Source organism: Cellulomonas sp. ICMP 17802 (genome assembly GCF_041295535.1).
Lineage (GTDB): Bacteria > Actinomycetota > Actinomycetes > Actinomycetales > Cellulomonadaceae > Cellulomonas.
The window spans coordinates 34,237-47,145 of the sequence record NZ_JBGFQZ010000028.1; the positions used below are offsets into that span (position 1 = coordinate 34,237).

Annotated in this window: 13 protein-coding genes; 10 read left to right on the forward strand and 3 right to left on the reverse strand. The window is 74.5% G+C overall.

Annotated features, from left to right (window positions below):
* The first annotated feature begins 6 nt into the window (after positions 1-6).
* From AB5970_RS16075 to AB5970_RS16085, 3 genes are all read left to right on the forward strand, one after another.
* Positions 7-1,326 carry a deoxyguanosinetriphosphate triphosphohydrolase gene (locus tag AB5970_RS16075; RefSeq protein WP_370504955.1) on the forward strand — a complete coding sequence of 440 codons (1,320 nt, stop codon included), beginning with the start codon at positions 7-9 and terminating at the stop codon, positions 1,324-1,326.
* Between the two features lie 41 nt (positions 1,327-1,367).
* On the forward strand, positions 1,368-3,299 hold the full coding sequence (gene dnaG, locus AB5970_RS16080; RefSeq protein WP_370504956.1) for a DNA primase: 1,932 nt from the start codon (positions 1,368-1,370) through the stop codon (positions 3,297-3,299).
* Positions 3,300-3,385: 86 nt separating this feature from the next.
* Entirely contained in the window at positions 3,386-3,961 is a 576-nt protein-coding gene (locus tag AB5970_RS16085) for a VIT1/CCC1 transporter family protein (RefSeq protein ID WP_370504957.1), read from the forward strand.
* A gap of 13 nt (positions 3,962-3,974) precedes the next feature.
* On the opposite strand, the gene AB5970_RS16090 is transcribed toward AB5970_RS16085, so the two are convergent.
* Entirely contained in the window at positions 3,975-4,772 is a 798-nt protein-coding gene (locus AB5970_RS16090; protein ID WP_370504958.1) for a transglutaminase-like domain-containing protein, read from the reverse strand.
* A gap of 348 nt (positions 4,773-5,120) precedes the next feature.
* Here AB5970_RS16090 and AB5970_RS16095 point away from each other — a divergent pair, with 348 nt between their 5' ends.
* Genes AB5970_RS16095 through AB5970_RS16105 form a run of 3 tightly spaced genes read left to right on the forward strand, consistent with a single transcriptional unit; the run spans position 5,121 to position 8,300 of the window.
* Positions 5,121-6,878, forward strand: coding sequence for a CHAT domain-containing protein (locus tag AB5970_RS16095; RefSeq protein ID WP_370504959.1), 1,758 nt, complete (start codon positions 5,121-5,123; stop codon positions 6,876-6,878).
* Positions 6,879-6,888: 10 nt separating this feature from the next.
* Positions 6,889-7,254 carry a CU044_2847 family protein gene (locus tag AB5970_RS16100; protein WP_370504960.1) on the forward strand — a complete coding sequence of 122 codons (366 nt, stop codon included), beginning with the start codon at positions 6,889-6,891 and terminating at the stop codon, positions 7,252-7,254.
* Between the two features lie 26 nt (positions 7,255-7,280).
* Positions 7,281-8,300, forward strand: a complete 1,020-nt coding sequence (locus AB5970_RS16105) for a DUF2278 family protein (RefSeq protein WP_370504961.1) — start codon at positions 7,281-7,283, stop codon at positions 8,298-8,300.
* Between the two features lie 8 nt (positions 8,301-8,308).
* Here the strand turns inward: AB5970_RS16105 and AB5970_RS16110 are convergent, their stop codons facing one another.
* Positions 8,309-8,938, reverse strand: a complete 630-nt coding sequence (locus tag AB5970_RS16110) for a 4'-phosphopantetheinyl transferase family protein (protein ID WP_370504962.1) — start codon at positions 8,936-8,938, stop codon at positions 8,309-8,311.
* A gap of 87 nt (positions 8,939-9,025) precedes the next feature.
* Between AB5970_RS16110 and AB5970_RS16115 the strand changes: the two genes are divergently transcribed.
* On the forward strand, positions 9,026-9,454 hold the full coding sequence (locus AB5970_RS16115) for a transferase (protein ID WP_370504963.1): 429 nt from the start codon (positions 9,026-9,028) through the stop codon (positions 9,452-9,454).
* A 14-nt stretch (positions 9,455-9,468) separates the two neighbouring features.
* On the opposite strand, the gene AB5970_RS16120 is transcribed toward AB5970_RS16115, so the two are convergent.
* Positions 9,469-9,855, reverse strand: a complete 387-nt coding sequence (locus AB5970_RS16120; protein WP_370504964.1) for a hypothetical protein — start codon at positions 9,853-9,855, stop codon at positions 9,469-9,471.
* A gap of 200 nt (positions 9,856-10,055) precedes the next feature.
* On the opposite strand from AB5970_RS16120, the gene AB5970_RS16125 reads away from it, so the two are divergent.
* The 3 genes from AB5970_RS16125 to AB5970_RS16135 are packed head-to-tail and all read left to right on the forward strand — an operon-like array spanning position 10,056 to position 12,808.
* The gene (locus tag AB5970_RS16125; protein ID WP_370504965.1) at positions 10,056-11,582 is read left to right on the forward strand and encodes a phage tail sheath family protein; all 1,527 of its coding nucleotides are present in this window, start codon (positions 10,056-10,058) and stop codon (positions 11,580-11,582) included.
* Between the two features lie 33 nt (positions 11,583-11,615).
* Positions 11,616-12,137 carry a phage tail protein gene (locus AB5970_RS16130; protein WP_370504966.1) on the forward strand — a complete coding sequence of 174 codons (522 nt, stop codon included), beginning with the start codon at positions 11,616-11,618 and terminating at the stop codon, positions 12,135-12,137.
* The gene (locus AB5970_RS16135; protein ID WP_370504967.1) at positions 12,134-12,808 is read left to right on the forward strand and encodes a hypothetical protein; all 675 of its coding nucleotides are present in this window, start codon (positions 12,134-12,136) and stop codon (positions 12,806-12,808) included. The genes AB5970_RS16130 and AB5970_RS16135 overlap by 4 nt, the downstream gene beginning before the upstream one ends.
* Positions 12,809-12,909: the final 101 nt, after the last annotated feature.

Below are 12,909 nucleotides of genomic sequence, written 5' to 3' on the forward strand. Positions count from 1 at the left end.
GGCCCCGTGACCGCACTGGACCCAGCCCGGGAGATCGAGGGGGCCCTCGACGGGTACGTCGACGCCGACCGGGAGCGGTGGGTGCAGGAGCCGGTCAAGTCGCGCGAGCGCACGGCGTTCGAGCGCGACCGCGCGCGGCTCGTGCACTCGTCGGCGCTGCGCCGGCTGGGCGCCAAGACGCAGGTGCTGGGCCCGTCGTCGGACGACTTCGTGCGCACCCGGCTGACCCACACGCTCGAGGTGGCGCAGGTGGGCCGCGAGATCGGCAAAGTGCTGGGCTGCGACCCCGACGTCGTCGACACCGCCTGCCTCGCGCACGACCTGGGCCACCCGCCCTTCGGCCACAACGGCGAGCGCGCGCTGGCGGAGCTGGCCAAGGGCATCGGCGGGTTCGAGGGCAACGCGCAGACGCTCCGGCTGCTCACGCGGCTCGAGCCCAAGGTCGTGGGCCCCGACGGTCGCGCGGTCGGCCTCAACCTCACGCGGGCCAGCCTCGACGCCTCGGTGAAGTACCCCTGGCGGCACCTGCAGGGCCCCGTCAGCGCGGCGAGCGGCCGGCCCACCCACAAGTTCGGCGTCTACGAGGACGACCTGCCGGTGTTCGAGTGGCTGCGCGAGAAGGCGCCCGGCGGCCGCAAGTGCCTCGAGGCGCAGGTCATGGACCTGGCGGACGACATCTCGTACTCGGTTCACGACGTGGAGGACGCCGTCGTGGGCGGGCGCCTCGACCTCGAGGTGCTCGGCGTGCCCGTCGAGCGCGAGCGTGTGGTCGAGGCGGTGCAGACCTGGTACGGCGACGCGGTCACCGCGGACGGCCTGCAGGAGGCCATGGACCGGCTGGTGGCCGCGCAGCTGTGGCGGCCGGGCTTCGACGGCTCCCGCGGGGCGCTCGCGTCGCTCAAGGACTCCACCAGCCAGCTGATCGGCAGGTTCGCCAAGGCGTCCCAGCTGGCCACCCGCGAGGTCTACGGCCCGGGCCCGCTCACGCGGTACGGCGCCGACCTGATCGTGCCGCACGAGACGCTGGCCGAGATCCTCGTGCTCAAGGGCCTCGCCGTCGCCTACGTGATGGCGCCGCGCGAGCTCGAGCCGCTCTACCACCGCCAGCGCGAGGTGCTCGTGGACCTGGTGCACGTGCTGTCGGAGCGCGCGCCGATCGCCCTCGAGCCGCCCTTCGCGGCGGACTGGGCGGACGCCGCGGACGACGCCGCCCGGCTGCGCGTGGTCATCGACCAGGTGGCCTCCCTCACCGACGTCTCGGCCGCCGAGCTGCACGCCCGGCTGGTTCACCCGCCCCGCCACGGCGGACCCGGCGTGCTGCTGTGAACCGGGTCCTCGGCGTCACCGCCGACGCCTAGACTCCTCGCGTGGCAGGACGGATCCGGCGGGAGGACGTGGAGGCGGTCCGCGAGCGTGCCCACATCGAGGAGATCGTCGGGCAGCACGTCACGCTGAGGTCCGCGGGCGTCGGGTCGATGAAGGGCCTGTGCCCGTTCCACGACGAGCGCTCGCCCTCGTTCCACGTGCGACCCCAGGTCGGCCGGTACCACTGCTTCGGCTGCGGCGAGGGCGGCGACGTCATCGACTTCGTGCAGAAGGTCGACGGGCTGGGGTTCTCCGAGGCCGTCGAGTACCTGGCCGGCAAGGTCGGGCTGCAGCTGCGGTACGAGGAGGGCGGCGCCCCGCGCCCCGGCGAGGAGCCGGGCAAGCGGCGCCGCCTCATCGAGGCCCACAAGGTGGCCGAGGAGTTCTACCGCGAGCAGCTGAGCACGCCCGCCGCCGCGGCGGGGCGGCAGTTCCTCGCGGAGCGCGGCTTCGACCGCACGGCCGCGGCCGACTTCGGGGTCGGGTTCGCGCCGCAGGGCTGGGACTCGCTCATGCGCCACCTGCGCGGCCGGGGGTTCACCGAGGCCGAGCTCACGTTGTCGGGGCTGGTCAGCCAGGGGCAGCGCGGCGTGTACGACCGGTTCCGCGGCCGGCTGGTGTGGCCCATCCGCGAGGTGACGGGGGAGACCGTCGGCTTCGGTGCCCGCCGCCTGTTCGAGGAGGACCAGGGCCCCAAGTACCTGAACACCCCCGAGACGCCGCTCTACAAGAAGTCGCAGGTGCTCTACGGCATCGACCTGGCCAAGCGGGACCTGCAGCGCGACAAGCGGGTGGTCGTCGTCGAGGGGTACACCGACGTCATGGCCATGCACCTGTCCGGCGTCGGCACCGCGGTGGCCACCTGCGGCACCGCGTTCGGGTCCGACCACGCGCGGATCGTGCGGCGGCTGATCGGCGACTCGGGGTCGTCCGGCGGGGTCCAGCTCGCGTCCGGCGCCTCGGTGGGCGGCGAGATCATCTTCACTTTCGACGGCGACGCCGCAGGTCAGAAGGCCGCGCTGCGGGCGTTCGGCGAGGACCAGTCGTTCTCCGCCCAGACGTTCGTCGCGGTCGAGAAGTCGGGGATGGACCCGTGCGAGCTGCGCCAGGCGAAGGGTCCCGACGCCGTCCGCGCGCTCGTGGCCGGCCGGACGCCGCTCTACGAGTTCGTCATCCGCTCGACCCTGGCGTCCTACGACCTGCGCACCGCCGAGGGCCGGATCGGCGCCCTGCGCGCCGCCGCCCCGATCGTCGCGGGCATCCGCGACGCGGGCCTGCGGCCCGAGTACACGCGCCTGCTCTCGGGCTGGCTCGGCATCGACGACCAGGACTCCGTGCGCCGGGCCGTGCAGGGGGCGTCGACCTCGACGCGACCGGCCGCCCCCCGCACGGAGCGCCCGTCGTCCGAGCCGGTCGCCGTGCCCGTCGCGCGCATGCCCGTCCCGGACCGGCGCGACCCGGTCGCGCAGATCGAGCGGACGGCGCTCGAGGTGGTGCTCCAGCGGCCCGACCTCGTCGCCGCCGACTTCGACGAGCTCCCCTCCGACGCGTTCGGTGCGCCCGCCTACCGCGCGGTGCACGAGGCCATCCGGGCCGCCGGCGGACTGGCGGTCGCCCGGCCCCTGCTGCAGGCCTCGGGCGGGTCGACCGGGTGGGTGGGCGCCGTGATCGAGGAGGCTGCCGAGCCCGTGCGGGCCCTCGTCACCGAGCTCGCGGTGGCGCCCCTGCCCGAGGACCGGCCCGAGGCGCTCGAGGGCTACGTCAAGGGCGTCGTGCTGCGGCTCGTGGAGATCGGCTTCACGCGGCACATCGCGGACCTGCGCGGCCGGTTGCAGCGCATGGACGCCGACGCCGACCCCGCCGCCTACCAGGCCGCGTTCGCCGAGCTGGTCGAGGTCGAGGGTCGCCGCCGGAACCTGCGGGAGAGCGCCTGAGGTAGGTGAGGCTTTCCTGCATCGCTGCAGGTCAGGGCAGGCTTTGCTTCGATGACAGACCGCCGGTCGCGTCCTACCGTGGACCCGTGACCACGATTGCGACCCAGCGCCCGGCCCCGACCGTCGCGAGCCTCAACTGGCTGCGCGCGGGCGTGCTCGGCGCCAACGACGGCATCGTCTCCGTGGCGGCGACGGTGCTCGGCGTGGCCGGTGCGGCCACCGCCGTCAGCACGATCGCGGTGGCGGGCATCGCGGCCCTGGTGGCCGGGGCCCTGTCGATGGCCGCGGGCGAGTACGTGTCGGTGAGCAGCCAGCGGGACGCCGAGCGCGCCGCCCTGCGCCGCGGCCGCGTGCTGCCCACCCTCGTCGTCCAGGACGACCCGGACCAGCTGACCAACCCCTGGCACGCCGCGATCGCGTCGCTGAGCGCCTTCCTCGTCGGCGGCATCGTCCCGCTGCTCGTCGTCCTCGCGCCGTGGGGGGCCGCGCGCGTGCCGGCCACGTTCGCCGCCGTCGTGGTGGCGCTCGTGGTGACCGGGTTGGTGGCGGCCCGGTTCAGCGACGCCGAGCCGCGGCGCGCGGTGGTGCGCAACGTCCTCGGGGGATCGGTGGCGATGGCCGTGACCTACGGCGTCGGCGCCCTGGTCGGGCTGACGGTGTAGCGGGTCGACCTGGTCAGCGCAGCGCGACGAGCCCCGTGCCGTCGTCGGCCGGCAGGACTGCGTGCACCGCGGCGGTGACCGTCATGGCCCGCATCGAGAGCTGGCCGCCGTAGTAGGAGAGGAACGCCGTGTCGGTGGCGTCGCGCCCGGTGGCGATCCGGACGAGCGACTCGCGCGGGGCTAGCCGGGTGGCGTCGACCACGTGCCAGGCGCCGTCGACGTACGCCTCGGCGACCGCGTGGAAGTCCATGGGCTTGAGGCCCGGCGCGTAGACGGACGCGAGGCGGGCCGGCACGTCCTTGGCGCGCAGCAGGGCGACGACGAGGTGCGCGAAGTCGCGGCACACGCCGCGCCGCTTGAGCAGCGTGTCGGTGGCACCGTCGGTGGGCAGGCTCGAGCCCGACAGGTAGGTGACGTGGCCCGTGACCCACGCGACGACCGCGTCGAGCAGCTCGGGCCCCTCGATGCCCCTGAACTGGTCCCGCGCGAACGCGAGCAGGCGGTCGGACTCGGCGTAGCGGCTGGGCCGGCGGTACTCGACCAGGTCGACGTCCTCGATGGCCGGCAGGTCCGCCTGGCCCGTGACGGTGGCCTGGTAGTCGACCACCAGCCGGCCGGCGGGCGCGAGCACGCGGTGCATGCGGCCGCCGTGCGCCATCTTGATCTCGGCGACGTCCAGGGGTCCGTCCTCGTGCCGCACCGAGAGGATCTCGGAGCGGTCGTAGGCGCCGTCCGCGACGGCGACGGAGAGCAGGATCTCGAGCGGGGTGCGCACGTCCAGAGACAGGTGCGAGGTGACGGTGCGCAGCACGGCCGGGGGTCCTTTCCCGGCCATCGGCGGCCGGACCATCCAAGGGGGCAGGCGCAAGTGTGAGGCTCGCGGGGCCATCCGTCCAGCCCGCGGACGGCCCCCGGTGAACATGCAGGTCAGCGCGCTGTCGGCGGCCGCCCGGCGGCCCCCGTCGCGGCCCCCGGCGGCCGCGGTTACCGGCGAGTAGGTCGGCCCGTCGGCGCGAGTCCGTCCCGGCCCGGAGCGGGGGAACTCTGGCCGGAGTCGTGGACCCGCCGCCACCCCCGGCGTAGCGTCGAGCGCGAGCAGGACAAAGGCCGCGAACCGGGCGCCCAGCAGCGGCGCGCCGAGCGCGGCAGGGGGCGTGCCGTGGACGACGTGATCGAGCTCGAGATCGAGCAGGGGCCCGAGGCCGGGACCTACTCGGTCCAGGTGCTGCGCTCGGTCTCGGGCGGCGAGCCGCAGGGCACCATGACGCTCGACGTCCCGGCGCTCCTGGCGGGCATGCCGCTGATCGAGTCGACGGTGCTGGCCTCCGCGGTCGCCGCACGACGGGTGGTGGGGGACCGGGAGGCCCCGCTGCGCGCGATGGGCACACAGCTGTTCGAGTCGGTGTTCGCCGGCGCGGTCGGCGGGGCGTACCGCGCCAGCCTCGGGGTGGCCCGCGAGCGCGGCAAGGACCTGCAGGTGCTGCTGCGGCTCACCGCGCCCGGGCTCGCGGGCGTGCCGTGGGAGACGCTGTTCGACCCGGAGGCCGGCGCGTACGTCTGCCGCAAGGAGCCGCTGGTCCGGCACGTGCCGGCGCCCTCGTCGTTCAAGCCCGACACGCTCCTGCTCGAGCCCCCGCTGCGCATCCTCGGCATGGTGTCGTCGCCGTCCGGCCTGGCCCGGCTCGAGGTGGACGACGAGCGGCAACGGCTCGAGGCCGCGCTCGGCCCCCACATCGCGTCCGGTCGCGTCGAGCTCACGTGGCTCGACGACGTCTCCTGGGACGGGGTGCACGCGGCGCTGCTGCAGGGGCACTGGCACGTGCTGCACTTCATCGGCCACGGCGGGTACGACGCCGACACCGACGAGGGGGTGCTCGCGTTCGTCGGCAAGGACGGCCGGGCGGACTACGTGGAGGCCAGCAGCCTCGCCGACCTGCTCGACGAGGCCGAGGTCACCCCGCAGCTCGTCGTGCTCAACTCGTGCCAGTCCGGCGCGGTCGGCGCGGTCGACCCGTTCTCCGGCACCGCGGCGGCACTGGTCCGCAGCGGCATCCACGCGGTCGCGGCCATGCAGTTCGCGGTGAGCGACGTGGCCGCCGTGGCGTTCGCGCGGTCGTTCTACATGGCGATCGCGCACGGTCGCAGCGTGGACGAGGCCGTGCGCAGCGGGCGCATCGGGATCCTGGGCACCGGGCGCGGCACGCTCGAGTGGGTGACGCCCGTCCTCTACGTCCGCGGCGGGGACACGCGGCTGTTCGAGTTCGACTCCACCACGACTCCCTCGGTCGCCGCGCCGGAGGTCCAGGCGCCGGCCCCACCGCCGGCTCCACCGCCGGTCCCGCCGCCCCCGGTCGAGCAGCCCGCGTCGCCGGGCGCCGACGAGCCCGCCCCGACGAAGAAGTCCCACCGCGCGCTCATCGGCGGCGGCATCGCCGCGTTCGTCGCGTCGGGCGGACTGGCGACCGTGCTGGCGCTGCTGCCCCACGGGGACACGGACGCCGCCACCGACCCGTCGCCGTCGACCTCGGTGGTCACCCCGCGCCCGGTGGTCACCGTCCAGCACGAGGTGCCGGCAACGCAGCAGTGGACCGACATGCTGCTGGCCTGCCTGGCGGGGGACACGCTCGAGATCGTCGGCGGCGGGACGATCCTGCACGAGCAGTCGGCGACCGGGCGGGTGGGGCCCGAGGGTCTCGCGGACCCCGGCTACCACGCGTACAACGTGGTCGGGCTGCCCGATGCGCCCACCGCGGGGCTGATCGGCAGCCTCGACGTGCAGGACCCGTTCTTCGTCGGCACCGGGGTCACCTACGTCTGCCCGCGCGACGGCGAGCTGTTCCTCGGCGTCAACGACATCGGGCTCGCCGGCAACAGCGGCGCCTTCGCCGCGACGATCACGCTCCATCCGGGCTCGTGAGGGGACGACGATGACGCAGCTGCTGACGTTCGGCACGGCCGACGGCGCCGAGGTGGTGGTGCAGGTCGACGACGGGGCCGACCTGCCGGGCATGGTCACGCGCGGCCTGCGCGACGGAGCCGTGGTGCAGCGGGTCGAGCAGACCTTCGACGACGCCCTGTCCCGCGTGCAGCCGGCGGTCCGGGCGATGCTGGCGCAGCTGCGCTCGCCCGTCGACGGACCCGACCAGATCGAGGTCGAGTTCGGCATCCAGATGAGCGCCGAGGTCGGCGCCTTCGTCGCGGGAGCGAGCTCGACCGCGAACTTCAAGGTGACCCTGACGTGGAAGTCGACGGCGTCCGCCGCTCCCACGGCGGGTGGCACGTCCCACGTCTGACCGACCGAACCCCTCAGGAGACCGTCATGCCGCTCAAGGCCTACGGAGTCCTCGCCGCCCGAGCGCTCGCCGGCGTGCGGGAGTCCGACCCCGACAGCCCGCACTTCCAGGTGCACCTGACCGACGACGCCGGCGTGCAGTACCGCGCCTCCATCAACGTCAAGTCCCAGCAGACGCCCTCGGACCTGCTCACGTTCATGTCCGAGGACTTCCACCACCCGATCTGCGCGGGGCTGCCCGCGCTGGCCAGCGGATGGACGCCGGTCGCCCCGGGGCCCGAGGGCGGCGGCCTCGACTTCATCCGGGGCAACCTGTTCGACCGGGCGGCCATGCGCCTGCTGCCGCCGGACCTGCCCGACGCGGACAACGACCTGGCCGACGCCCTCGACCACCACGTCGGCCGCGCCGTTCGGGACCCGGAGTCGCGCGTGTACCTGTTCGGGGAGCCCTGGGGGCCCGAGGCCGGCATCCCCGACAAGGCCTTCGGGTTCCTGCCCGGCGCCGGGGTGCACGACATCCACATGAACCAGGGCAACGGCGGTCGGTTCGAGGACGACGACGGGCCGTGGCAGGACGGCGGGCTGCTGCTCCACCACGCCGCGGCCGACCAGTGGGTGGCCGTGTTCCTGGCGTTCCAGTCGCAGGCGTGGCACACCGACGACGTCACGGGCCACGCGCTGCAGACCGTGCTGCTGCCGGGGGACACCGCGCCGGTGGTCACGGACCGGCGGGTGCGGGTGGTGGCGTCCATGGTGAACGGCCCGGGGCCGGCGCCCGAGCGCGAGACGGTCACGCTGGTCAACGTCACGGCGGCGCCCATCGACCTGAGCGGGTGGGCGGTGGCGGACGCCGCGAAGAACCGGGTCGTGCTGACCGGGCCCGTGCTCGGTCCGGGGGAGGCCGCCCGGGTCGAGCTGGCCCCGCCGGTCCAGCTGGGCAACGGCGGCGGCCTCGTGAGCATCCTCGACCCCGCCGGGCTCAAGGTGGACGGGGTCGCGTACACCGGCGCCGACGCCCACCGCGAGGGGTGGACCCTGGCGTTCTGACCGGCCGGCTAGGGGCGGGGGAGGGCGACCGCGGTCACGACGAGCCCGTCCCCGACCGCCCACCGGCCGTGCAGCACCTGCACGCCGAGCCCGGCGGGTCGCAGCCGGGCGACGAACGTGCCGTCGCCGAGGCGCACGTCGACGTCCTCGAACCCCAGCCACGCGTGCGTCACGGGGGACCAGACCTTGTAGACGGACTCCTTGGCGGAGAACAGCACGCGGTCCGGGCAGAGCGCCGGGTCGGTCCCCGCGAGGGCGGCCTGCTCGGCGGGGCTCATCACGAGGTCCAGCACCTCGGGCGGCAGCGGCGCGAGGACCTCGGCGTCGATGCCCACGCCGGCCCACGTGCCGGCGAGCGCGACGGCGGCGGCGCGGTAGCCGGCGCAGTGGGTCATGCTGCCGACGATCCCCGGCGGCCACTCGGGGGCGCGGTCGGGGCCGGCGGGCACGGCGACCGCGTCGAGGCCGAGCCGCCGCAGCGCGGTGCGCGCGCAGGCCCGCACGGCGGCGTACTCGGCGCGGCGCGCGGGCACCGCGCTCGCCACCCCCGCCTCCTCGGCGGGATCCAGCGGGCTCGGCAGCGGGGGACCCGCGTGCTCGGCGGCCTCGACGCCGCGCGGCAGCACCCGTTCGATCATGCGGCGAGTCTGGCAGGGGGTGGATCCGCCGCTGGAATCCTCCGGCTCCCTCGTTCGTTATGTCACCTGAGAACGAGGGTGACTATCGTGAGGAGCAGGATGACGCGGCGCAAGTCGGGGCTGGTGGAGTTCGAGGACGACCTCGGTGAGGTCGTCCGTTACATGCGGCACGCGAACGGCGGCGGCCTCGTCTCGCCCGCCGCCCGCGTCCACGAGGGCGCCTGGCTGGCCGAGACCTCCTACGTCGAGGCGGGTGCCGTCGTGCACGACGGTGCGCGCGTGGGCCCCGGCAGCTGGGTCGACGTGGACGTGGTGCTGGGCGCCGGCGCCGTCGTCGACCGCAACGTGCACCTGGGGCGCGGCACCCGGGTGGGCGCCCGGGCCCGGATCGGTTCGGGTGCGCGGCTGGGCGAGTTCGTCGTCGTGGAGCCCCGCGCGCGGGTCGGTGCGGACGACGTGGTCCGCGACGGCACGACGATCACCCGCGGCGCGTCCGCGTACGGGATGGCGGCGTAGGCCGGACGGTCGCGTCAGGCTCGGTGGCCGGCGAGCACGTCGACGGTGATCGCCGCCGTGCCGGCGTTGGTGAGCACGACGGTCCGCGGGCCGGTGGCGACGATGGCCGCCAGGGCGTCCTCGCTCGCGACGAGCAGGGAGCCCGACACCTCCACCGAGGCGGTCGCCGCCCCGGCCTTGAGCTCGGCCGTGACGTCGGCAGGCTTGCCCTTGGCGTCGTGGGCACGGATGGCGAGCAGCGCCACCGTGCCGCCGTCGGGCAGCAGGTCGACCGTGCGGTCCGGGTCGCTGCCGGCGGCCTCCGTGAGGTCCACGGTGGCGAGCACGTACGACTCGACCTCCACCGTCGTCCCCAGGGGGAGCGTGGGTCCGCCGGGGACCCCGAGTGACGCATTGACCACGATCTCGACCATGGGAGACCTCCCGACGCTGGGTTGGTGGCACGGTCGCAGGCGCGTCGTCACCCCGGCGTCACACGCACGTCAAACCTGGCCGCCCGCACCCGCCCGCGGCCTGCGGCGGCGCGTGACGCGTCGGTGACGACCGGGTGACGGACCGGCGCGACGGTGAGCGACAACGAAGCCCTCCCCGAGGAGTAGTCGTGACCGTCAAGACCTCCTACCCCGGCGTGTACGTCACCGAGATCCCGAGCGGGTCCCGCACGGTCGTGGGGGTCGCCACGTCGATCACCGCGTTCGTCGGCTCGGCCACGCGCGGTCCGGCCGACGCGCCGACGACGATCTTCAGCCTGGGCGACTTCGAGCGGACGTTCGGCCCGTTGTCGCGCGACCACGGGCTCGGCTACCTGGTCCGGGACTTCTACCTCAACGGTGGCGGCGAGGCGATCGTCGTGCGCGCTGTCAACGCGGACACGGCGGTGACCGCGCACGGCGACGTGGGCGGCCTGGAGCTCGAGGCGACGGGTCCGGGGGCGTGGGGCAACGCCCTCAAGGTCCAGGTCGAGCACCCCACGGTCGAGACCACGGCGATCGCGGCGGCCCAGGGCGTGCAGCCGACGGACCTGTTCACCCTGCGGGTGCAGGAGGGCGACGACGAGTCGACCCGCGAGTCGTACGTCAACGTCACCGTCGCCGACGGCCCGCGCCGGGTCGACCTGGTGCTCGCCGGCTCCCGCCTGGTCCGGGTGGCCGGGACACTGCCCGGGTCCCGCCCCAACGAGGTGGCCGACATGGGCGGCAGCCTCGCCGCGGGCGCCGACGGCGACGCCATCGTCGAGGCCGACTACGGCGACGAGACCGCGACGACCGGGCTCTGGTCCCTGCTGCGGGCGGACCTGGTGAACATCCTCTGCCTCGCGCCCGCCACGCCCTCGTCCGACGTGCCGACGGGGGTCTGGCCCGAGGCGCTGTCCTTCTGCGTGCGCCGTCGCGCGTTCCTGCTGGTCGACCCGCCGTCGACGGCGACCGACCACCCCACCCTGTCCACCTGGGTGACCGGGTCGGGCATCGCCGGGACGGGCGCGCGCAACGCGGCGCTCTTCTTCCCGCGGCTGCGCTACGGCGACCCCGCGCGCGGGGGTGCGATGTCCGTCTTCGCCCCGTCCGGAGCGGTCGCCGGCGTGATGGCGCGCACGGACGCCGACCGCGGGGTCTGGAAGTCGCCCGCGGGGCTCGAGGCCGGGCTGGTCGGCGTCAACGGGCTGGAGCACACGCTCACCGATGACGAGAACGGGCTGTTCAACCCGGACGGCCTGAACAACCTGCGGACGTTCCGCGGCGTCGGCTCCGTCGTGTGGGGTTCGCGGACGATGCGCGGCGCGGACATCCTGGGCGACGAGTACCGCTACATCGCCGTCCGGCGCCTGGCCCTGTTCCTCGAGGAGACGCTCTACCGCAACACCCAGTGGGTGGTCTTCGAGCCCAACGACGAGCCGCTCTGGGCGCAGATCCGCACCTCGCTCGGCGCGTTCATGCAGGACCTGTTCCGGCGCGGCGCGTTCCAGGGCCGGACCCCGCGCGACGCGTACTTCGTGCAGTGCGACTCCGACACCACGACCCAGTACGACATCGACCGGGGCGTCGTGAACATCAAGGTGGGCTTCGCGCCGCTCAAGCCGGCGGAGTTCGTCGTCATCAGCATCCAGCAGAAGGCCCCCGCGGCCGTCTGACCCCGGCCACCCCGTCCCCAGGAGGAAGCTCCGATGGCTGAGTTCACGGTCAACGCCACGAGGTTCGACCCGTACAAGAACTTCAAGTTCCGCGTGAAGTGGGACGGCAAGTACGTGGCGGGCATCAGCAAGGTGACGTCGCTCAAGCGCACGACCGAGGTGGTCAAGCACCGGCACGGCGGCGACCCGAGCACCAGCCGGAAGTCGCCGGGGCGCACCGAGTTCGAGGCCGTCACGCTCAGCCGCGGGGTCACCCACGACGTCGAGTTCGAGCGCTGGGCCAACAAGGTCTGGAACTACGGCTCGGGGCTCGGTGCGGAGACGTCGCTGAAGGACTTCCGCAAGGACATCATCATCGAGGTCTACAACGAGGCGGGCCAGCTGGCGCAGGCCTACAAGGTCTTCCGGTGCTGGGTCTCGGAGTTCGAGTCGCTGCCGGAGCTCGACGCCAACGCGAACGCCGTCGCCATCCAGACCATCAAGCTGGAGAACGAGGGCTGGGAACGCGACTACTCCGTGGCCGAGCCGACGGAGCCGTCGTTCGTCGAGCCGTGACCGGGGCCGGGCTCCGGTCCTCCGCCGTGCTGCTCGACGCCTGGGGCAGCGCGCACGCCGTGCCGGACGTCGCGCGCGGGGCGGCGGTCCTGGCCACCGCGTCCGGGCTCGAGCTCGAGGCGCTGGTCGACGTGCCGCTCGCGGACCTGGCGCGGCTCGCGGCGCGGTGCCTGCAGGAGTCGTTCGACGACGCCCTCGACGTGGTCCTGGTCTGCGACGCCTGCGGCGAACGGCTCGACGTGGCGGTGCCTGTCGCGCTGCTGCCGGTGGCCGAGCAGCCGACCGAGCCCGCGGCCACGGTGCGACCACCGACCACGCGGGACCTGCTCGCCGCGGCCGGCAGCGCCGACCCCGCCGGGACGATGCTCGCCCGGTGCGCGGCGCCGGCTGACCTGCTCGACGACGAGTCGCGGCGGCGGGTGGCGGACGCCCTCGACCGGGCGGCCGGGGACGCGCTGTCCGCGCTGGTCTGCGCGTGCCCGTCCTGCGGTGCGGCCGTCGACGGCGTCCTCGACGTCTGCGCGCTCCTGTGGGACGCGGTCGACGACGCGGCCCCCCATCTGCTGCGCGAGGTGGCCTCGCTCGCCGCCGCCTTCGGCTGGACCGAGCCGGAGATCCTGGCGCTGCCGCCGGCCCGCCGCGCCGCCTACCTGGACCTGGTGGGGGCATGAGCGACTTCCTCGACCGGGTGGCCCGCCGCGTCGCCGGCTCGGGCTCGGTGGTGCGGCTGCGCCCCCGCGCGCGGTACGAGCAGTCCTCGCCGGCGCTCACG

Bases quoted from the DNA above. Each gene is read 5' to 3' on its own strand.
- AB5970_RS16100 (WP_370504960.1), top strand. From the start codon at position 6,889: ATGACGCAGCTGCTGACGTTCGGCACGGCCGACGGCGCCGAGGTGGTG.
- AB5970_RS16105 (WP_370504961.1), top strand. From the start codon at position 7,281: ATGCCGCTCAAGGCCTACGGAGTCCTCGCCGCCCGAGCGCTCGCCGGC.
- AB5970_RS16110 (WP_370504962.1), bottom strand. From the start codon at position 8,938: ATGATCGAACGGGTGCTGCCGCGCGGCGTCGAGGCCGCCGAGCACGCG.
- AB5970_RS16130 (WP_370504966.1), top strand. From the start codon at position 11,616: ATGGCTGAGTTCACGGTCAACGCCACGAGGTTCGACCCGTACAAGAAC.